The 19721-nt window shown below is 69.7% G+C and carries 16 protein-coding genes and 2 pseudogenes; 6 read left to right on the top strand and 12 right to left on the bottom strand.

Annotation, left to right across the window (positions count from 1 at the left end; all coding sequences use genetic code 11):
• Positions 1–22: 22 nt before the first annotated feature.
• On the bottom strand, positions 23–637 hold the full coding sequence (locus tag ACUZ2Y_RS24690) for an alpha/beta hydrolase family protein (RefSeq protein WP_476322978.1): 615 nt from the start codon (positions 635–637) through the stop codon (positions 23–25).
• Entirely contained in the window at positions 634–1407 is a 774-nt protein-coding gene (locus ACUZ2Y_RS24685; protein WP_476332056.1) for an SOS response-associated peptidase, read from the bottom strand. The genes ACUZ2Y_RS24690 and ACUZ2Y_RS24685 overlap by 4 nt, the downstream gene beginning before the upstream one ends.
• A gap of 100 nt (positions 1408–1507) precedes the next feature.
• On the opposite strand from ACUZ2Y_RS24685, the gene aroA reads away from it, so the two are divergent.
• The 4 genes from aroA (at position 1508) to ACUZ2Y_RS24665 (ending at position 5589) form a co-directional block, all read left to right on the top strand.
• Positions 1508–2785, top strand: a complete 1278-nt coding sequence (gene aroA, locus ACUZ2Y_RS24680; RefSeq protein WP_476322975.1) for a 3-phosphoshikimate 1-carboxyvinyltransferase — start codon at positions 1508–1510, stop codon at positions 2783–2785.
• Between the two features lies 1 nt (position 2786).
• Positions 2787–3806 (top strand): ribosome small subunit-dependent GTPase A, encoded by a 1020-nt coding sequence (gene rsgA, locus ACUZ2Y_RS24675; RefSeq protein ID WP_476322972.1) that lies wholly within the window; start codon positions 2787–2789, stop codon positions 3804–3806.
• Positions 3807–3819: 13 nt separating this feature from the next.
• Positions 3820–4659 (top strand): PhzF family phenazine biosynthesis protein, encoded by an 840-nt coding sequence (locus ACUZ2Y_RS24670; RefSeq protein ID WP_476322969.1) that lies wholly within the window; start codon positions 3820–3822, stop codon positions 4657–4659.
• 108 nt (positions 4660–4767) lie between these two features.
• The gene (locus ACUZ2Y_RS24665; protein ID WP_476322966.1) at positions 4768–5589 is read left to right on the top strand and encodes an SCO4651 family lipoprotein; all 822 of its coding nucleotides are present in this window, start codon (positions 4768–4770) and stop codon (positions 5587–5589) included.
• 64 nt (positions 5590–5653) lie between these two features.
• On the opposite strand, the gene pruA is transcribed toward ACUZ2Y_RS24665, so the two are convergent.
• The 3 genes from pruA to ACUZ2Y_RS24650 all read right to left on the bottom strand — a co-directional run bounded on the left by pruA (position 5654) and on the right by ACUZ2Y_RS24650 (position 9327).
• A complete protein-coding gene (gene pruA / locus ACUZ2Y_RS24660) occupies positions 5654–7282 on the bottom strand; it encodes an L-glutamate gamma-semialdehyde dehydrogenase (protein WP_476322963.1) in 1629 nt (542 codons plus the stop codon).
• Positions 7283–7388: 106 nt separating this feature from the next.
• Positions 7389–7892: a DUF6912 family protein gene (locus ACUZ2Y_RS24655; protein ID WP_476322960.1), complete on the bottom strand. Its 504-nt coding sequence runs from the start codon at positions 7890–7892 to the stop codon at positions 7389–7391.
• Between the two features lie 37 nt (positions 7893–7929).
• Positions 7930–9327, bottom strand: a complete 1398-nt coding sequence (locus ACUZ2Y_RS24650) for a WS/DGAT/MGAT family O-acyltransferase (protein WP_476322957.1) — start codon at positions 9325–9327, stop codon at positions 7930–7932.
• A gap of 57 nt (positions 9328–9384) precedes the next feature.
• Here ACUZ2Y_RS24650 and ACUZ2Y_RS24645 point away from each other — a divergent pair, with 57 nt between their 5' ends.
• Positions 9385–10176: a TrmH family RNA methyltransferase gene (locus tag ACUZ2Y_RS24645; RefSeq protein ID WP_476322954.1), complete on the top strand. Its 792-nt coding sequence runs from the start codon at positions 9385–9387 to the stop codon at positions 10174–10176.
• On the opposite strand, the gene ACUZ2Y_RS24640 is transcribed toward ACUZ2Y_RS24645, so the two are convergent.
• Positions 10153–10518, bottom strand: a complete 366-nt coding sequence (locus ACUZ2Y_RS24640) for an HAD-IA family hydrolase (protein WP_476322952.1) — start codon at positions 10516–10518, stop codon at positions 10153–10155. The genes ACUZ2Y_RS24645 and ACUZ2Y_RS24640 overlap by 24 nt on opposite strands.
• A gap of 90 nt (positions 10519–10608) precedes the next feature.
• Here ACUZ2Y_RS24640 and ACUZ2Y_RS24635 point away from each other — a divergent pair, with 90 nt between their 5' ends.
• Positions 10609–11082 carry an Rv3235 family protein gene (locus tag ACUZ2Y_RS24635; protein WP_476322949.1) on the top strand — a complete coding sequence of 158 codons (474 nt, stop codon included), beginning with the start codon at positions 10609–10611 and terminating at the stop codon, positions 11080–11082.
• Between the two features lie 155 nt (positions 11083–11237).
• On the opposite strand, the pseudogene ACUZ2Y_RS24630 reads toward ACUZ2Y_RS24635, so the two are convergent.
• The 6 genes and pseudogenes from ACUZ2Y_RS24630 to mtrB form a co-directional block, all read right to left on the bottom strand.
• Positions 11238–11441: pseudogene (locus tag ACUZ2Y_RS24630) on the bottom strand (hypothetical protein); the annotation flags it as partial.
• Between the two features lie 161 nt (positions 11442–11602).
• Positions 11603–14117, bottom strand: a pseudogene (gene secA, locus ACUZ2Y_RS24625) (preprotein translocase subunit SecA); the annotation flags it as partial.
• Positions 14118–14368: 251 nt separating this feature from the next.
• Complete coding sequence (gene hpf / locus ACUZ2Y_RS24620) at positions 14369–15028, bottom strand: ribosome hibernation-promoting factor, HPF/YfiA family (protein WP_476322946.1); 660 nt, start codon at positions 15026–15028, stop codon at positions 14369–14371.
• A 510-nt stretch (positions 15029–15538) separates the two neighbouring features.
• Positions 15539–16180 (bottom strand): ComF family protein, encoded by a 642-nt coding sequence (locus ACUZ2Y_RS24615; protein WP_476322943.1) that lies wholly within the window; start codon positions 16178–16180, stop codon positions 15539–15541.
• A 140-nt stretch (positions 16181–16320) separates the two neighbouring features.
• Entirely contained in the window at positions 16321–18048 is a 1728-nt protein-coding gene (locus ACUZ2Y_RS24610) for an LpqB family beta-propeller domain-containing protein (RefSeq protein ID WP_476322940.1), read from the bottom strand.
• Positions 18045–19718, bottom strand: a complete 1674-nt coding sequence (gene mtrB / locus ACUZ2Y_RS24605) for an MtrAB system histidine kinase MtrB (protein WP_476322937.1) — start codon at positions 19716–19718, stop codon at positions 18045–18047. Before mtrB ends, ACUZ2Y_RS24610 begins: the two co-directional genes overlap by 4 nt.
• Positions 19719–19721: the final 3 nt, after the last annotated feature.

The following is a 19721-nucleotide window of genomic DNA, read 5'->3' as shown; positions in this document are numbered from 1 at the left end:
CCCCAACAGCGCCGAGCCGGGCTCAGTCCAGGGGGCGGAGGATGCGGTCGAGCCATTCCTCGACCGTGCGCGAGATCCTCGGCAGTTCCTTCTTCAGGCTGTGGTCGCCCGGCATGAGCACGACGTCGCGGTGGTGGGCTTCGCCTGGTCTGCCGAACGGGTCGGACTCACCCTGGACTACCAGCGTGGGGACGGGGACGGCGTCGAGTTCGGGTTCGCGGGACTTGTCCGGCTTGCCCGGGGGGTGGACTGGAAACGCCAGGCAGACGACGGCCACGGCCTGGCCCTCCTGAGCCGTTCGGCAGGCGACCCGGGCGCCGGAGGAGCGGCCGCCGAAGACCAAGGGCAAGTCGTCGAACCAGAGGGCGGACAGGTGGTCGACTACGGCCAGCCAGGCTGTGTCCAGTTGCCCGGCTGGGGCGGGAGCACGACGACCGGCCACCCGGTAGGGCTGTTCGACCAAGGCGACGTGAACGCCCGCGGCGGTGGCGCCTCGGGTCGCGGCCACCAGGTCCGGGGCGCCGATTCCGCCGCCCGCTCCATGTCCCAGCAGCAGGCCGGCGCGGCCGCCTTCCGGTGCGCAGTGCAGTTCGGCCCTGGCCAGGCCGTGTGGGGTCTCGATCTCGGCGCGGGTCATCGGGGGTTCTCAGTGGTGCTGAAGAGGTCGAGTTCGTCCAGTTCCTGGGCTTCCTCGTACGGCGCCAGCACCTCGGGGCCCTTGTTGCGGACGCTGTTGACCGCCGTCGACACCGGGCGCATCTCCAAGGTGGCGATGAAGTCCTCCGACGGGGGTGCCAGCAACGCGGACACGTCCGCGGAGTCCGGGTCCAGCCACTGCTCCCAGGCATCTCGTTGGAGCACCAGGGGCATTCGGTCGTGGACCTCGGCGGGCTTGCCGACCGCGTCCGTGGTCAGGACCGAGCAGGTGATGAGCAGCGGCGCGTCCGGTTTGGACTCGTCTCGCCACGTCGTCCACAGGCCGGCCATCGCCAGGCTCGATCCATCAGCTCGTGCTGTGTAGAAGGGCTGTTTGATCTTGCCCTCGCGACGCCACTCGTACCAGCCGCCCGCGGGGATGATGCAGCGGCGCTCGGCCAGCGACTTCTTGAACGCGGGCTTCGTGGCCGCGCTCTCCGAGCGGGCGTTGATCATGCGCGCGGCCCCGGAGGCGTCCTTGGACCACGGCGGGACCAGACCCCACCGCATGACCCGCAGGGTGCGTTCGGTCCGGCTCGGGTCGACCGTGCCCTTGTCGTCGCGCGGGTGGCGCTGGACCACCGTGATGACCGGGTCGGTCGGGGCGACGTTGTAGTCCAAGTCGGGGGCGTCAGCCCCCAGGACGTCCAACGCGTCGAACTCGGCCGCCAGGGTCGCCGGGTCCTTAGTCGCCGCGTACCTGCCACACAAAGTGCCCACCTCCAGCATGGAATGTCCGAATCGTGGCACGCCCGACCGACAGTGGCGAGCCGGTATCCACAGCCCGGTCCAGGTGCGGGAGGATTGCCGCATGCCGCAGCCCTGGTCAGCCCCGGTCGCGACCGGCCCCGTCCGCTCCACCCTGGCGGTGCCCGGCTCCAAGTCGATCACCAACCGCGCCCTCGTCCTGGCCGCCCTCAGCGGCGGCGCGAGCACCCTCACGGGCGCCCTGCAGGGCCGTGACGCGGACCTGATGATCGACGCCCTGCGCGCGCTCGGCGTCCCGATAGACATCGACGCCACCGACGGCACGACGATCACCGTGGGCGCGCACAGCGGCTTCCGCGGCCCCGCGGCCATCGACTGCGGGCTGGCGGGCACGGTCATGCGCTTCGTCCCGCCCGCCGCCGTGCTGGCCGACGGCGAGATCCGGTTCGACGGCGACCCGCGTGCCCGCGAGCGGCCGATGGGCACGGTGCTCGATGCCCTGCGGGCCGTCGGCGCGACCGTGGACGGCGACGCCCTCCCCTTCACCCTGGCCGGGACCGGCGCCATCGCGGGCGGCACGGTCACCATCGACGCCTCGGCGTCCTCGCAGTTCGTCTCCGGTCTGCTGCTGTCGGGCGCGCGATACGACAAGGGACTCACCGTCCACCACGACGGCAAACCGGTCCCGTCGATGCCGCACATCGAGATGACGATCGACATGCTGCGCGAGGCGGGCGTGACCGTCGACGACTCCGAGCCGAACACCTGGCGCGTCGAGCCAGGCCCGATCGCAGCGCGCGACTGGGTGATCGAGCCCGACCTCTCCAACGCGACCCCCTTCCTCGCGGCCGCCGCCGTCACGGGGGGCGAGGTCACGATCACCGGTTGGCCCGCGCGCACGACCCAGCCCGGCGACGAGATCCGGGGCATCCTCGAAGCGATGGGCGCCGAGGTGACCCTGGCCGACGGCGCGCTGACCGTGCGCGGTCCGGCCACACTCTCGGGGGTGGACATCGACCTGCGGGACGTCGGCGAGCTGACGCCGACCGTCGCCGCGCTGGCGGCGCTGGCTGACGGCCCCTCACGACTGCGCGGCATCGCGCACCTGCGCGGCCACGAGACCGACCGGCTCGCCGCGCTGACCGCCGAGATCACCGGCCTGGGCGGCGACGCCGAGGAAACCGAGGACGGCCTGGTCATCCGCCCTGTCCCCCTGCACGGTGGACCGTGGCGCGCTTATGCCGACCACCGGATGGCGACCGCGGGCGCGATCATCGGCCTGGTCGTCGACGGTGTGTCCGTCGACGACATCGGCACCACCGCGAAGACCATGCCCGACTTCCCCGAGCGATGGACCCTGATGCTCGCGGGAGCCAACTGACGTGGGCGGCAGGCGCGGCGACTGGAGCAAGCTCGACGAGACCGACGTGCGCGTGCGCCCGGGCAAGAGCACCCGGCCGCGCAGCAAGCGGCGCCCGGAGCACGCCGACGCGGTGACCGCGATGGTCGTCGGCAAGGACCGGGGCCGCTGGACCTGCGCGGTGGACCGGGACCCCAACCACCTCGTGATCGCGATGCGCGCGCGCGAGATGGGCCGCACCTCGGTCGTGGTCGGCGACGCGGTCGACCTGGTCGGCGACACTTCCGGCAAGCCGGACACCCTGGCGCGGATCGTGCGCGTGTCCGAGCGGGCCAGTGTGCTGCGACGTACCGCCGACGACACCGACCCGTTCGAGCGGGTGGTCGTCGCCAACGCGGAGCAACTGCTGATCGTGTGCGCGCTCGCCGACCCGCCCCCGCGTACCGGTTTCATCGACCGCTGCCTGGTCGCGGCGTTCTCCGGCGGCCTCAAGCCGGTCCTGTGCCTGACCAAGGCCGACCTGGCCGACCCGGCGGAGCTGTTGGCCGCCTACGCCGAGCTCGACCTGCCGGTGGTCATCAGCAGGCACGACGAAGACCCGCTCGACATCCACGACCGGCTCCACAACCGGGTCTCCGCGCTGGTCGGGCATTCCGGCGTGGGCAAGTCGACGCTGGTCAACCGGCTGGTCCCGAGCGCGTTCCGGGCGATCGGCGTGGTCAGCGCGGTCGGCAAGGGCAGGCACACGTCGACGACGGCCGTGGCGCTGCCGCTGCCCGACGGCGGCTGGGTGGTCGACACCCCCGGCATCCGTTCGTTCGGGCTGGCCCACGTCGAGCCCAACGACATCGTGGCGGCCTTCGAGGAGTTCGTCGCGCCCGCCGAGGAGTGCCCGTCAGGCTGCGGACACCTGGGCGGCGCGGAGGACCCGGACTGCGTCCTGGACTCGGTCGTGGAATCGGGCGAGGCCAGTGTCGGCAGGCTCACCAGCCTGCGCAGGCTGCTCGCGTCCAAAGCGGGCGCGGACGAGCACCCCGCCTGACAAAATCCGGGCCATGCAGATCCAGCGGTACACCGCGTTCAGCGCCGATCCCCATGGCGGCAACCCGGCAGGCGTCGTGCTCGACGCGACAGGCGTCGACGACGCGGCGATGCTGGCCGCCGCGGCCGAGGTCGGCTACTCGGAAACCGCGTTCCTGATCCCGCGCGGACCGGGCGAGCTGGACGTGCGCTACTTCAGCCCGCTCGCCGAGGTCGCCTTCTGCGGGCACGCCACGATCGCCGCCGCCGTGGCGTACGCGAACGCCAACGGCCCCGGCACGTTCCGGCTCAGCACCAAGGCCGGGCCGGTGGAGGTGTCGACCGAGGTCCGCGACGGGCAGGTGACCGCGACGCTGGTCAGCGTCGAGCCCCGCTCGGTGCAGATCAGCGACGACGACTTCACCGCGCTGCTCGCGGCGCTGCGCTGGGACGCCGCGGACCTCGACCCGGCGATGCCTGTCCGGGTGGCCTTCGGCGGCAACTGGCATCCGGTCGTGGCGGTGTCCACCCGTGAGCGGCTGGCTGGTCTGGATTACGACTTCGACCTCCTCGCGGGGCTCATGGCGGCCCGCGACTGGACGACGATCGAGCTGGTCTGGCGGGAGTCGGAAACCGTCTTCCACGCACGTGACCCGTTCCCGCCCGGAGGCGTGGTGGAGGACCCGGTGACCGGCGCCGCGGCGGCCGCGTTCGGCGGATACCTGCGTGAACTCGGTCTCATCGAGCCGCCCGCGACTCTCACCGTGCACCAGGGCGAGGACATGGGCAGGCCCGGGGTGATCACCCTGGGTATCCCGCGAAACGGCGGCATCTCGGTGTCCGGCACCGCCGTGCCGATTCCCGACCCGGCCTGACCGGCGAGCCGACGGCCGCTACCGTTTAACCACCGAGGTCGCAACCGATGGGACGAGCCGAACGTCCTAGGTGACGACCGAGTCGATCTCTGAGGGGACACCCACGTTATGCGCAAGACGACCCTTTTGGTGTGCGGCGCGGCCCTTGCCGCCCTCACCCTGACCGCGTGCAACTCCGCCACGCCGACGCCGGGCGCCTCGGGCTCGAGCACGACCACCGAGACCAAGCCGACCAAGTCGGGCTTCGACAGCCTCAAGGCGCTCAGCGACGCCGTGACCGAGAAGAGCGACGGCGCCAAGAGCGCCCACGTCACCTTCAAGGGCGAGGCCGGTGGTCAGAAGCTCGACGGTGAAGGTGACTTCAACTTCGCCGGCGAGAAGACCGCGATGCAGATGACCATGAGCACACCCGAGGGCGAGATGACGATCCGCTTCCTCGACAACGTGATCTACATGAAGATGCCGCAGCCGCTGCAGCCGGGCAAGGCGTGGCTGAAGGTCGACCTCGCCGATAAGAAGAACCCGATGGCCAAGGCCATGGGCGGCTCGCTCGACTCGATGAAGAACACCGACCCGCGCCAGACACTCAAGCAGCTCGCCGAAGCCGGCGAGATCAAGTCAGCGGAGGAAGTGGAGCTCGACGGCAAGAAGGCCACCCACTACAAGATCCTCGTCGACACCAGCAAGCTCAAGGGCAGCGGTCTGGGCATGGACGAGGCGTCCATCGCCGCGATGGAGAAGGCGGGCATCAAGGAGATGCCGATGGAGGTCTGGATCGACGAGGAGAACCTCCCGGTCCGCTTCGTCACCGAGATCCCGGGCGCCTCGGGCACCAGTGGCAAGGTCCAGGCCGACTACAGCGACTGGGGCAAGGCCGTCACGGTCGAGGCTCCCCCGGCCGCCGAGGTCGCGGAGATGCCCGGTAGCTGACCGGACAACGCAGAGGAGCGGCCCCACGGGATGGCGATTCCGTGGGGCCGCTCTTCTTTGTGTCTTAACCCATGTGCGGGTACTCGTGGCCGGTCGGAGGCACGAAGGTCTCCTTGATCGACCGCGGGCTCACCCAGCGCTGCAGGTTGTAGATCGAGCCCGCCTTGTCGTTGGTGCCGGACGCGCGGCTGCCGCCGAAGGGCTGCTGGCCGACGACGGCGCCGGTGGGCTTGTCGTTGACGTAAAAATTACCGGCCGCAAATCGCAGGGCCTTCTGGGCCTGCTCGACGGCGGAGCGGTCGGTGGCGAAGATGGCGCCGGTCAGCGCGTACGGCGACGAGCTGTCGACCAGTTCCAGGACCTTCTCGAACTCGGCGTCGTCGTAGACGTGCACGGCGAGGATCGGGCCGAAGTACTCGGTGGTGAACACGTCCTGCAGCGGGTCGCTGCCGACGAGCACCGTGGGCTGCACGAAGTAGCCGACCGAGTCGTCGCAGGTGCCGCCTGCGAGGACCTCGATGGACGAGTTCGCCGCCGCGCCCGCAAGGGCGTCCTTGTGCTTCGCGAACGCGCGCGCGTCGATGACGGCGCCGCCGAAGTGGCTGAAGTCGGTGACGTCGCCGTAGCTCAGGGACTTGACCTTGTCGGCGAGCTGCTCGCGCACACCGCCGTCCCAGAGGGAGCGGGCGATGTAGGCGCGCGAGGCAGCCGAGCACTTCTGGCCCTGGTACTCGAACGCGCCGCGGACCATGCCGTTGACGACGGCGGCCGGGTCGGCCGACGGGTGGGCGACGATGAAGTCCTTGCCGCCGGTCTCGCCCACGATGCGCGGGTAGGAGCGGTAGGTGTCGAGGTTGTCCCCGATGAGCCGCCACAGCGCCTTGAAGGTCTTGGTGGACCCGGTGAAGTGCAGGCCGGCGAACTCCGGGTCGGTCATCGCGACCTCGGAGACAGCGTGGCCGTCGCCGGTGACCAGGTTGATCACGCCCGGGGGCATGCCCGCGGCTTCGAGCAGGCGCATGGTGTGGTGCGCGGCGAGCTGCTGGGTCGGCGAGGGCTTCCAGACGACCGTGTTGCCCATCAGCGCGGGCGCCGTGGGCAGGTTGCCCGCGATCGCGGTGAAGTTGAACGGCGTGATCGCGGTGACGAACCCGTCGAGCGGGCGGTGGTCGAAGCGGTTCCACATGCCAGGCGAGGACGCGGGCTGCTCCTGCAGCAGCCGCTTCGCGAAGGACACGTTGTAACGCCAGAAGTCGATCAGCTCGCAGGCGCTGTCGATCTCCGCCTGCTGGGCGGACTTTGACTGGCCGAGGATCGTGGCGGCGTTGAGGGTGTCGCGCCAGGGGCCCGCGAGCAGGTCGGCGGCGCGCAGCAGCACGGCGGCGCGCTCGTCGAAGGGCAGCTCGCGCCAGGCGGGGGCGGCCTTCTTGGCCGCGGCGACGGCGTCGGCGACGTCGGCGGCGGTGGCCTGGGCGGTCGTGCCGAGGACGTGGCGGTGGTCGTGCGGCTGGACCACGTCGACGCGGTCGCCGCCCGCCATGCGCTGCTCACCGTCGATCGTCATGGTGAGTTCGAGCCGCTCGCCCTCCAGCTCCGCGATCCGCCGCCGCAGCGACTCACGCTGCGGCGTTCCGGGCGCGTAGGAGTTGATCGGCTCGTTCGACGGCTCGGGAACCGACGATATTGCGTCCATCGTGTGGCTCGCCTCCCTGTGACTGGCTCACGGCAGTTGGGTCGGCGAGTCCCGCTTGTGGCCACTCGCCCTTGAGCGCCATCCTGTCATGGGATGTTTCAGTGTTCTACAGCAACTCCAGCAAAAACGGCAGCTCCTGCGGCGCGTACCAGGCCAACTCGTGGTCCTCGGCGTCGCCCAGGGTGAATTCGGCGTCCGGGTCGCCCATGTCGGCGGCGTCGATGACCGCGGCGGCGGCCCGCACGGCGTCCTGCGCGTCCTCGGTGTCGAGGTGGATCGCGGCGATCACCTTCAGCGGGATCGGACCGGCCAGCTTGACCACCGCGTAGTCCAGGTCGGGCCGCAGCAGCGCGCCGTCGACATCAGCGGAGACGACCGCGCGGCGCATGACGGTCTTCGGGTCTTTGGCCAACTCGGCGTTGAGCAGACGCAGTGAGGCCCGGGCTGCGTCGAGCATGGCGGCGTACTCCAGTTCCTCGTCACCGCCGGTCGCGTACGACTCGCGCAGGGCGGGGGTCAGCGAGAACGCGGTGTTGCCCACCGCGACCAGCTCCCCGCCGGAGTTGAGCTCGCCCAGCATGGCCACCGTCGCCGGTACGTACACCCTCACAGCACCCTCACAGTCATCCTCATGCGCACGCTCACGGTCACACTCGGACGGTCGTCATCAACTCTTCCACGGACTCTTCCACCATTCTGGCCAACGCGGCGACATCGGACATCGCCGACCGGTCGCCGGTGAGCCCGAAATAGACGCCGCCGTCGTAGGACGTGACCCCGATCGCGAGGGCCTGGTTCTTGTTCAGCGGCATCACGGGGAACATCTCGGTCATCCGCGCCTGCCCCGCGTAGAGCGGGACCTGCGAGCCCGGCACGTTGGTGATCACCAAGTTGAACACGCGCTGGGAGAACGACGCCGCGGCGCGCGCGCCGAGCGAGTGCAGCGTCGGCGGGGCGAACCCGCCGACCCCGAGCAGCGCCGAGGCCGCGACCAGGCCCGCGTCGCCGTGGGCGCGCATGGCGTGGCTGACGTGCTGCAGCCGCACGAACGGGTTCGGCTCGCCGACCGGCAGGTCCACGAGGTGCGCGCTGACCTTGTTGCCCAGCATCCCTGGAACGGTGCCATCCGCGTCGCCGTCGCGCACGGCGAGCGGGACCAGGGCACGCACCCTGGTCGACGACGTGACCTGCTCCCCGCGCGAAAGCAGCCATGAGCGCAGCGCGCCGGAGATGACGGCGAGGACGACGTCGTGCACGGTGCCGCCGTGGCCTTGGCGGACGCTGCGCAGGTCGTCGAGGCGGGCGCGGGCCACCGCGAACAGCCGCGCCTTGCTCACCGGGGCGTTGAGCGGGCCGCCCGTCGGCGGGTGGGTGGCGATGCCGATGGCCGACACGATCGCCGCGGCGACCTTCTGGCTGGTGCTGACCACGTCGGAGACGGCCGAGCGCACGTTCTCGACGACCTCGCGGGGGCTGCGGACCGTGTCGGACACGGCGTCCATGACGAGCTTGGTCGGCCCGGGCATCCGGCGCGGCAGCCACGGCTCGTCCGGCTCGGGCTCGGGGGCCTGGGGCGAGGATTCGAGGATGATCTGGCCGAAGTCGATCGTGCGGACGCCGTCGACCATGGCCTGGTGGGTCTTGGTGACCAGGGCGACGTGCCCCTGGGCGAGGCCCTCGATCAGGTAGGCCTCCCACAGCGGGCGGTTCTGGTCGAGCGGGCGGGCCATCAGCCGGGCGACCAGGTCGAAGAGCTGCTCGTCACTGCCCGGTTTGGGCAGGGCGGAGCGGCGCACGTGGTAGGCGACGTCGAAGTCCGGGTCGTCCACCCAGACCGGGCGGGCCAGGTAGCCGGGGACGGTGGCGACCTTCTGCCGGTAGCGCGGGACCAGCGAGAGCCGCTGCTCGATCAGCGAGACCAGCTGGGAGTACGCGAAACCCGACCGCGGTCGGCGGAACACCGCGACTCCCGCGACGTGCATGGGCGTCGCCTGGTCCTCGAGGTAGAGGAACGAGGCGTCGAGGGCGGAGAGGCGCTCGGGCATGAACCCGATCCTGACACATCGCTGGGGCAAAACCCTGTGTCCCGGAGGTGACGTGCGATGCTGGTCGCTGTGTCCCGCGATTTCTCTGGCCCGTCCCCCAAAGACCGGTTCGTCACCGTGTACGGCCGCAAGCCCGTACTCGAGGCGCTTGCCGACGACCGGCTCTCGGTCGACAAGGTGGTGCTCGCCGACAACGCGCACGGCGCCGCCGCCCGGGAGATCCTCGACGCGGCCCGACACCGCGGCGTGCCGGTCCAGCGGGCCACCGCGCAGCGGGTGAAAGTGTTGGCGGGCAACGGAAAGCAGGACCAGGGCGTGCTCGCCGACGTCGTCGCGCCGCGGATGCGCCTGCTCGCCGACGCCCTCGCGGGCCGCTCGGCGCCGCGCTCGGTGCTGCTCCTCGACGGCATCACGACGCCCGCGAACGTCGGGATGATCTTGCGCACCGCGACCGCCGCGGGCCTCGGCGGGATCGTCGTCCCCCGGCGCGGGGTGGCCACGATCGACCCGATGGTCGTGAAGGCGTCCGCCGGTGTGGCGTTCACCGCACCCGTCCTGCGCTGCGCCACCGCGGCCGAGGCGGCGGCGGACCTGCGGGCGGCGGGCTACACCCTCTACGGCATGGACGCGGGCGCACGGCGCACCGTTTTCGACGCGGAACTGCCGCAGCGGGTGGCATTCGTGCTGGGCAGCGAGACGTCCGGGGTGACCGACGACGTGCGGCCGCACATCAACCGGTGGGTGTCGATCCCGATGGCGGGCGGGGTGGAGTCCCTCAACGTGGCCAGCGCGGCGGCGGTGCTGTGCTTCGAGCTGGTGCGGCGGTCACAGGTCCAGCAGGACCGCTAGCTCGTCCATTGTGGACTCGACGGTCCGGTGGTGGATGCCGGTCATCCCGGCTTCGGCGGCGCCGCGCACATAGCGGGCCACGTCGTCGATGAACACACAGCGGTCCGGCGTGGTGTTCAGGGACCTGGCCGTCAATTCGAAGATGGCCCGGTTCGGTTTGGCGACACCGACTTCCCCGGAGACGATCACGGCGTCGAAGAGGTCGGGTAGGCCGTAGGGCCTGCGGTCGGCGTTGGACAGGAGAGCCGTGCGCAACCCCTTGGCCCGCGCGGACCGGACGACGTCGACGATCGCGGGGTCGGTGAAGACTCCCGCGTAGTCCACGACCAGCGCCTCGTACATCACGGTTGTCGATCCTGCCTTGCTTTCCCCGCGATTCACCACAAGTGGTGACGCGTGTCCTGTTTCGCCTGCCGAGACGCTCTGTATCGCATGCGGATCAGTGCGTTGGCGGAATACGAACCGCCGTTGTGCGGCGAAGCCGAGGAGCACCGGTGGATCACCCCGGCACCCCGGCTGGTGTCAGTCGTTCCCGTGCCTTCACCGGCCCCGGGACTCGGTCGGGAGGCGCTCGGGCGGATGTTCGGGCTGGTGCTGGAGGCCCTGGACGCGCGGCGGCCGGTCGCCCAGCTTCGGGCGGCGATGTCGGCCGGGGTGTACGAGGCGATGCTGACCCGGGTGCGGTCGGCTTCGGGGTGGAACCATCGGCTGGCTTCGCTGCGGTCGTGTGCGGTGTCTGGGGAGGTCGTTGAGGTGTCGGCGACCGTGCGGGTATTTCGGCGGGGATCGCCGTGGCGGGCGGTGGCTGTCGTGGGGCGGGTGGAGTTGTGGAAGCAGGGGTGGGTTTTCACGTACCTGCGGGTGATCACTCCGGCTTCGTCGGCTGGTGCTCGACGGCCGGGCTGACTCGCGTGCTTGATGGGTGACTGGCTCTGGAGGCGGGGTGCATGGGTAGCCGGTGTGCGGCGGGGTGCCTGCTTGGGCGGGGCGGGGTGAGCCAAATCTGCCCGAACTGCAAGGAGCCCCACCTGATCAGGTGGGGCTCCTGCGGATCTTGACTATCAGCGGCGCGGGGGCTTCTTCTTCTTGGCCTCAAGCCGCGCTGCCTCGCGGCGTTCGCGGCGGGTGGGGCCGCCTGCCGCCTCACCTGTGCCATCGCTGTGGGACTCGACGCCGCCGTCTTCGGCGGGGCCGCTGTAGCTCAGGCGCTGCTGCTGCGGTGCGTCCAGGCCCTTGCCGCGCAGCGCGACCGGGACCTGTTCGGTCTTGGTCGCCGCCGCGGCGCGTTCGGCCTGGGCTCGTTCCTGGGCGGCGATGGCCCTGGCCTGGCGCTGCTCCAGTTCGGCCTGGCGGGCGGCGGCGGCCGGGTCGAGCGGCTGCTGTGCCACCGACGGCAGGGCCGTGGGGGCGACGTTGAGCTGCACCTGGGGGGCCGGTTCGACCTCCACCGGCAAGTTGAAGAGGAAGCCGACCGACTCCTCCTTCAACGCGTCGAGCATGACGGTGAACATCTCGAAGCCCTCGCGCTGGTACTCGATCAGCGGGTCGCGCTGGGCCATCGCGCGCAGGCCGATGCCCTCCTTGAGGTAGTCCATCTCGTAGAGGTGTTCGCGCCACTTGCGGTCGAGAACCGAGAGCATGACCCGACGCTCGAGTTCGCGCATGGAGCCCTCGCCCGCGCGGGTGTCGATGTCGGCTTCGCGGTCCTTGTACGCCTGGAGGGCGTCAGCCACGATCTCCTCCTGGAGGAAGTCGTGGTCCATGTCGCGGCCGGTGTTCTCCGCCCTGTCGACCAGTTCGTCCCAGGTGACCGTGATCGGGTAGAGCGTCTTGAGGGCGGTCCACAGCTTCTCGTGGTCCCAGTCCTCGGCGTAGCCGTCGGCGGTGGCGCCGTCGACGTAGGCCGTCACCACGTCGGTGATCATGTGCTCGATCTGCTCGCGCAGGTCTTCGCCCTTGAGGACGCGCAGGCGCTCGGCGTAGATCACCTTGCGCTGCTTGTTCATGACCTCGTCGTACTTGAGGACGTTCTTGCGGATCTCGAAGTTCTGCTGCTCGACCTGGGTCTGCGCGCTGCGGATCGCGCGGGTGACCATCTTGGCCTCGATCGGCTGGTCCTCGGGCACCTTGAGGGTGTCCATGACCCGCTCGACCATGCCCGCGTTGAACCGGCGCATGAGCTCGTCGCCCAGCGACAGGTAGAAGCGGGACTCGCCCGGGTCGCCCTGGCGGCCGGAGCGGCCACGCAGCTGGTTGTCGATGCGGCGGGACTCGTGGCGCTCGGTGCCGAGCACGTACAGACCGCCCGCGGCCTGGACCTCGATCTTCTCCGCCTTGACTTCCAGTTCGGCCTTCTCCAGCGCCGCGGGCAGCGCGGCACGCCACTCGTCGGGGGTTTCCACCGGGTCGAGGCCGCGGGCGCGCAGCACCTCCTCGGCGATGTGCTCCGGGTTGCCGCCGAGCACGATGTCGGTACCGCGACCCGCCATGTTGGTCGCGACGGTGACCGCGCCCCTATGCCCCGCCTGGGCGACGATCTGCGATTCCTTCTCGTGGTGCTTGGCGTTGAGGACGTTGTGCGGGATCCCCATCTTGACCAGCAGCTTCGACAGGTACTCCGAGCGCTCGACGCTCGTGGTGCCGACGAGAACCGGCTGACCCTTCTCGTGCCGCTCGGCGATGTCCTCCGCGACCGCGAGGAACTTCGCCTCCTCGGTCTTGTAGATCAGGTCCGCCTGGTCCTTGCGGACCATGTTCCGGTTGGTCGGGATGGGGACCACACCGAGCTTGTACGTGGTGTGGAACTCGGCGGCCTCGGTCTCGGCGGTACCGGTCATGCCGCCGAGCTTCTCGTAGAGCCGGAAGTAGTTCTGCAGCGTGATCGTGGCCAGCGTCTGGTTCTCGGCCTTGATCTCGACGTTTTCCTTCGCCTCGATCGCCTGGTGCATGCCCTCGTTGTAGCGGCGCCCGGCCAGGATGCGGCCGGTGAACTCGTCGACGATCAGGACCTCGCCGTTGCGGACGATGTAGTCCTTGTCCTTCTTGTAGAGCTCCTTGACCTTCAGCGCGTTGTTCAGGTAGCCCACCAGCGGGGTGTTCGCGGCCTCGTAGAGGTTCTCGATGCCGAGCTGGTCCTCGACCAGCGACACGCCCTTCTCGGTGATGCCGACGGTGCGCTTGCGCTCGTCGACCTCGTAGTGGGTGTCCTTCTTCAGCATCGGCGAGAGCCGCGCGAACTCCTGGTACCAGCGCGAGGACTGGTCGGCCGGGCCCGAGATGATCAGCGGCGTGCGGGCCTCGTCGATCAGGATGGAGTCGACCTCGTCGACCACGGCGAAGTGGTGGCCGCGCTGGACCATGTCGTCGAGGCTCCACGCCATGTTGTCGCGAAGGTAGTCGAAGCCGAACTCGTTGTTCGTGCCGTAGGTGATGTCGCAGTTGTAGGCCTCGCGGCGCTCCGCCGGGGTCATTTCCGACAGGATCGCGCCGACGGTGAGGCCGAGGAAGCGGTGCACCCGGCCCATCCACTCCGCGTCCCGCTTGACCAGGTAGTCGTTGACGGTGATGACGTGGACGCCCTCGCCCGCCAGTGCGTTGAGGTAGGACGGCAGCACGCAGGTCAGGGTCTTGCCCTCACCGGTGCGCATCTCGGCGACCTGGCCGAGGTGCAGGGCGGCGCCACCCATGAGCTGGACATCGAAGTGCCGCTGGCCCAGGACCCGCTTCGCACCCTCCCGCGCCACGGCGAACGCCTCGGGCAGCAGGTCGTCGAGGGTCTCGCCCTCGGCGTAGCGCTTGCGGAACTCCTCGGTCTTGCCGCGCAGCTCGTCGTCGGTCAGACCGGCGACGTCGTCCTCGAGCGAGTTGATGTGCGCTGCGATGTTGCGCAGTCGCTTGAGCATCTTGCCCTCGCCCGCGCGCAGAATTCGGGACAGCACCATCCGGTCGACCTCGCTAGCTGATAGTCGTGCGCCCGCTACGGACGCTCCTGTACGTCATCGTAGGCAACCGACGCCGCAGCGTGCACCGACGCTTGTCGGCAGCGCGCAGGGTACCCGGGTCGGCTCCACCTCCCGACAAACGCCTCAGCACCCTCGAAGGTTCCTCGGCCGGACCTCGAAGGTTCCACAGACACGCCGGTGCCCCGGAGCCGACACGCTCCGGGGCACCGATCGGTCGTTGGCGGGCCGGATCAGACCAGCTTGATCACGCCATAGTCGAATCCCCTGCGGCGGTACACGACGCTGGGCGTCCCGGAATCCGCGTCGGCGAAGAGGTAGAAGTCGTGTCCGACCAGTTCCATCTCGTAGAGGGCCTGGTCGACGGTCATGGGCTTGGCCGGGTGCTCCTTTTCCCGGACTACGCGCCCTGGCAGATTGTCGGCAGCCTGGTCATCCCAGCGCTGCTGCTCGGGGAGTTCGGACATCCCCTCGAATTCGGGCGCGTCCAGCACCGCGAGCTGCGCCGCTCGCCTGCCGTTGGTCTCGCGCGAGCCGTTCACGACAGCGGAAGTCGCCTCCGCGACCGAGGCCGGGCTGCGTCGCCCGTGGTGAACACGCCTTCGGTCGTGCGATCGGCGAAGCCGGTTTTCGAGTTTTGCCACGGCTTGGTCCAGTGCGGCGTAGAAGTCGCCCGCACATGCCTCGGCGCGAACCGCCGGGCCCTTGCCCATGCCGGTGATCTCGACCCGCTGGCAGTTCTTCGACTGCCTGCGGTTGGGCTCATGGAACAGCTCCACGTCGAAGCGGATGACCTTGCGGTCGTACCGCTGCATTCGGGTCAGCTTGTCCTCGACGTGCACTCGGTAATGCTCCGGCACCTCGACGTTACGGCCCTTAACCACGATGTCCATACACGACCTCCCTCGCTGCTTGCGAGCTTTGGATCCGCCGAAACTTGGGCGCCGGTATGTCTGGATTCGACGTCCAGAACGGGAGTCTGACCTGGGGAGAGACGTCTCCGGGAGGTTCAGTGCTCCACCGGCGCCAGGGTCATGGGCTAATCGCCTCCTCCCTGCGAACGGGAACGCTGATAGCGCTGAACGCTAGCTCGGGTTTCGGTTCTGCAACAGCCCCCGAGGCGGGGGACCTCCCTGAGCAACCGAGAATCACGGCGCGCGACGACCCCGCAGGTAGCCAAGGCCCTTGATTCCGACACGCCGCCGGATGGGTGGCATAACGTTCACCCACCTGGCGCAAAGTGGCCCACTGAGCGGCGTAGAAGGTTGCTGCGAACGCTTGAAGCACGCGTACCTCCGATGGAGTCTCGGCTCGGTTCGCGTAACGCCTCATACATCGCCAACGGCTGTCGGCGCGGCTTGGTTCCCGACCCCAGGTTCACCCGTGTGGGTGTATTACTCGGCTCAGACCGTGGCGGTGAAAGCGAGGATCGCGACCACCGGAATGTCCGCTTTGTCGAGAGCACGCACGCAGGCGGCGGCTGTCGCACCGGTCGTGACGACGTCGTCGACGAGGATCACGGGGGTGCCGGGCGGGGGCGCGTTTCTTCTCTTGACCGAGACGGCGCCGTGGATGTTCGCGGCTCGCTGCCAACTTGTCAGGCCCACTGAATCCCTGGTTCCCGTTACTCGGAGCGCGGGGGCGACGTGCGCTGTCGTGCCTTGTCTCGCCAGTTCCCTGGCGGTGTGGGAGGCGGCTCGGAGCATGTGGTTGCCGCCTCTTCTCGCGGCTGCCGCTGATCTTGAGGGGGCGGGGATCAGCCAGATGTCGTCGGCCCATTCCGGCCCATCCTCCGCAAGTCGAATGACGGCTCGCGCCAGGCTTTTGCCGAGGATGGGGGCTAGTTCGCGCCTGTTGTCCTTGTACTGGAGGACGAGTCTTCTTGCTGGGCCCGCGTACGGGGCCAGGGCGTAGGTGGGGGTGGTCAGGGTGCTTCGTTCCACTGATCTGAGGGTCGTGGTGCGGGCGCATTGGGTGCACCAGGTGGTGTTGGGGGAATCGCAGCCCGCGCAGTGTTTGGGGAGGATCAGGTCCAGGAAGGTCATGGTTTGACTGTTCCTGGTGAGACCGTCAGGACTTGGGGTCGCCTGGGGACCCTGTCCACAGGCTCCCGCCGGCTGGATTGTTCGACTCGCGGGCACGCGGGCCCGCGGATCAATGGGGATGAGCGGCGGTAGGGGTCTGTTCAGCCCGGGAAAAAGGGCTGGGAGCCGGGGCCCTGGCTGTGTTGGTGGGCCTGCCAGACCTTCCCGGCCTCCTGGGTCGACCACATGCCGGAGCCGTCGGTGACGACAGCCGGTCTGCTCGGTGCGGCCGTGATGGCGGTGACGGGGAGGGTCAGGGTGGAGCTGTTGTACGGATTCACCGTCAGGCCGTCGATGGGCAGGCTCGCCACGGGCATGGTGTTCACTTCCGTGGCGACGATCAGCGCGACCTTGTTGAGCCAGTCGACGCTGATGACCTCTCTGACCTTGCCGCCCTGCAGCGTGCGCGGGAGACGGATGGCCACGGCGTCGTTGGTGCGGACTACTGAGGCGACCTTGACCTCGCCGTTGACCACCGCCGCCACTCGGACGCCGTCTCGGGACAGGCGGAGCTGGGTGATGGTGCCGCCGTCGGCCGTCAGTTCCGAGGCGTCCACGGGGAGGTCTTCCCAGATGCCCTCGGAGGTTCGCACGGCCCGCACCACGACGGTCCCGTCCAGGACGGTCCAGACTTCGCCGCCGCCGTTGGCGTCGCCCAGGAGCCAGGTGGGGCGGGTCAGGGTGGCGGCAGGCGGGAGGCCGATCTCCGGGAGGTCGGCGTTGATCTTGCCGATGCGCAGGCCCATGCCTTTGGGAGTCCGCTGCACGACCGCGAGTTGGCTGCCGTCGAGGGACTGGGCGGCGCTGACGATGTCGTAGGTGCCCGCGCCCGCCGGGCCTTCGATGGGTTTCCCGTCGCGCATCGAGCGGATGGTTCTGCCCGCGACCACGAGCCCCAGCAAGTCCGGTTTCGGGTTCGCCAAGACGTCGTAGGACCCGACGTCGGCTTGGCGCCAATCGCCGTGTTGGGGGACGAGTTCGCGGCCCTCGGTGTTGAGGCGCAGGGGGCTGGTGGTGACCTCGGAGACCGACTTGACGATCTGGGCGGCCATCCGCTGCCGGTCCTCGATCAATTTGTCGACCTGGGTGAGGTTGATCAGGACGGCACCGTCGTTCTCGCGGACGACGTTGGTGCGCAGGTCCACGCCCTCCAACTGACTTCGGACCGCGCCCTTGAGGGAGTCCGACGGACCCGCCAGCAACAGGCGCATCACCCGGCCCTCGATGCCCTCGCTCGGCTCGATCTCCACGTAGCGGGGGTCGGAGACCATGACCCGCTGCTCCGGGTCGAAGAACTGCAGGTTGACCCGACGGTAGGCGGCGTCGAACTTGGTCTGCTCGATGAGGAGCACGTCCGGCGGCGTCGAGATGCGCCACTGGCCGTCGGGCTGGCGGCGCACGACGATGCGGTACTCGACGGGCTGGACGCCCGGATAGAACGCGCGGTCGGCCTTGAGCCTGCCGATCTGGGTCGCCGTCAGCATGACGACTTTTTCCTCGGGGTCGGATCCCTGGACCGGCCGGGTGTCCTGGACCGGCGCAGGCGGGGTCTTGAACCCGTCCTGCAGGATCGTCGGCTCCGGGAAGCGCGGCCAGTGCTGCTTGGCCTCGTCGGTGAGGTAGGTCCGGGCCGCGTCCGGGGTGCCCGCGCGGAAGACGAACTCCTGCACCAGCGACAGCGGGTCGAGGTCCGGTGTCGGCTTGCGGACCGGCCGCTCCTGCGGACCGGGGGCGTCGAGCACCACCTTCGGCGGGGTCCGGTCGGGAATGTTGGCACAGCCGGTGAGCAGGCTCACGAACACCATGATGACCACGAGCAAACGGTTCACGGCGACACCTCCTCCGGCACGCTCCGCGGCTGCGGCGCGGCGGTCGACGGCTTGACCGGGCGCAGCGGCAGCGGATTGTCCGAATACTCCTCGTCTTGGCGTCGGGGCAGCGTGAGCCGGAAACAGGCCCCATCCCCCGGCTCGCCCCAGGCGTCGAGGCCGCCACCGTGCAGGCGCGCGTCCTCCAGGCTGATCGCCAGGCCCAGGCCGGTCCCGCCGGTGTGCCGGTTGCGCGAGGGGTCGGCCCGCCAGAAGCGGTTGAAGACCAGTTCGGCCTCACCGGTGCGCAGCCCGACACCGTGGTCGCGGACGGTGATGGCGACGGCGTCGTCGTTGGCGGCCAGGCACAGTTCGACCGGCCTGCCCTCGCCGTGGTCGATCGCGTTGGCGAGCAGGTTGCGCACGATGCGCTCGACCCGGCGGGGCTCGACTTCGGCGATGACTTCCTCGTCGGGCAGGTCGAGGACCACCTCGGAGCCGGAGCGCCGCGCGATGACCCGGACGGACTCGACCGCGCGGCGGGCGATGGCCCGCATGTCGGCGTACTCGGACACGAGTTCCTCGACGCCCGCGTCGAGCCGGGAGATCTCGAGGAGGTCGGCGAGCAGCGTCTCGAACCGGTCCAGCTCGTCGACGAGCAGCTCGGTCGAGCGGGCCAGGCCCGCCGGGAACTGCTTGCGCGAAGCGTGCAGGACGTCGGCAGCCATCCGGACGGTGGTCAGCGGCGTGCGCAGCTCGTGGGAGACGTCGGAGGTGAAGCGGCGCTGCAGCTGGCCGAACTCCTCGAGCTGGCGGATCTGCCGCTCGATGCTCTCGGCCATCTCGTTGTACGACTGGGCCAGCCGGGCGACGTCGTCCTCCCCGGCCACGACCATGCGCTCGTCCAGCTCGCCGTCGGCGAACCGCTCGGCGGCGCGCGCGGCGCGGCGGACCGGGAGCACGACCTGGCGGGTGACCAGGTTGGTGATGCCCGCGAGCAGCAGCATCAGGACCATGCCGCCGACCAGCAGGGTGCTCTGCACGACGCCGATCGTGCGCTGCTCGGCAGTCAGCGGGTAGAGCATGTAGAGCTGGACCGCCGGTGAGGCGGTGGTGACCGGGGCGCCGACCATCAGGAATGTGACCCGCTCACCGCCGCGGTCGACGGTGTAGACCTGCGAGACGGTGTTGTTGTTGCTCGACAGCACGAACTCGCGCAGCGACTTCGGCACGTCCTCGTACGGCCCGGCGACGTCGATGCTGGCCGCGGTGGACCCCGCCCAGTCGCTCACCAGCACCGGCTCGAACGCGCCCGCCGAACCCGAGGCGGACTGCTGGTCGGGCGAGATCGTGGTCAGCTTGTTGAGCGCGCCCTTGAGCCGGTTGGTGACGTCGGACGTGGCGCTGATGCCGACGAGTTCCCGCTCGGCGATCTGCACGGCGGCACGGGTCTGCTCGACCGCGGCCGTCTCCTTGGCACCGACGAGCCGCTCGGTGATCTGGCTCTGCAGCACCATGCCCAGCACGAACACGACGGCCGAGCCGAGTGCGAGCGTGCTGACCACGACGCGCAGCTGCAGCGAGCGGCGCCACAGGTCGCTGAACGCGGCGGAGCGGCGCCTGCCCGTCGCGACGAGCCTGGTCGCCGCGACGACGAGCGCGCGCAGATGCCGGGTGAGGAACTCGCTCAACTC

The sequence above is a fragment of the Actinokineospora sp. UV203 genome, from assembly GCF_056323665.1.
This window is presented reverse-complemented; position numbering and strand designations above follow the sequence as displayed.

What these genes read in the sequence shown, in the direction of transcription:
- aroA (WP_476322975.1), top strand. Translation starts at nt 1,508, where the DNA reads ATGCCGCAGCCCTGGTCAGCCCCGGTCGCGACCGGCCCCGTCCGCTCC.
- ACUZ2Y_RS24615 (WP_476322943.1), bottom strand. Translation starts at nt 16,180, where the DNA reads ATGACCTTCCTGGACCTGATCCTCCCCAAACACTGCGCGGGCTGCGAT.
- ACUZ2Y_RS24690 (WP_476322978.1), bottom strand. Translation starts at nt 637, where the DNA reads ATGACCCGCGCCGAGATCGAGACCCCACACGGCCTGGCCAGGGCCGAA.
- hpf (WP_476322946.1), bottom strand. Translation starts at nt 15,028, where the DNA reads ATGGACATCGTGGTTAAGGGCCGTAACGTCGAGGTGCCGGAGCATTAC.
- pruA (WP_476322963.1), bottom strand. Translation starts at nt 7,282, where the DNA reads ATGGACGCAATATCGTCGGTTCCCGAGCCGTCGAACGAGCCGATCAAC.
- ACUZ2Y_RS24670 (WP_476322969.1), top strand. Translation starts at nt 3,820, where the DNA reads ATGCAGATCCAGCGGTACACCGCGTTCAGCGCCGATCCCCATGGCGGC.
- ACUZ2Y_RS24665 (WP_476322966.1), top strand. Translation starts at nt 4,768, where the DNA reads ATGCGCAAGACGACCCTTTTGGTGTGCGGCGCGGCCCTTGCCGCCCTC.
- ACUZ2Y_RS24635 (WP_476322949.1), top strand. Translation starts at nt 10,609, where the DNA reads ATGCGGATCAGTGCGTTGGCGGAATACGAACCGCCGTTGTGCGGCGAA.
- ACUZ2Y_RS24650 (WP_476322957.1), bottom strand. Translation starts at nt 9,327, where the DNA reads ATGCCCGAGCGCCTCTCCGCCCTCGACGCCTCGTTCCTCTACCTCGAG.
- ACUZ2Y_RS24640 (WP_476322952.1), bottom strand. Translation starts at nt 10,518, where the DNA reads ATGTACGAGGCGCTGGTCGTGGACTACGCGGGAGTCTTCACCGACCCC.
- ACUZ2Y_RS24645 (WP_476322954.1), top strand. Translation starts at nt 9,385, where the DNA reads ATGCTGGTCGCTGTGTCCCGCGATTTCTCTGGCCCGTCCCCCAAAGAC.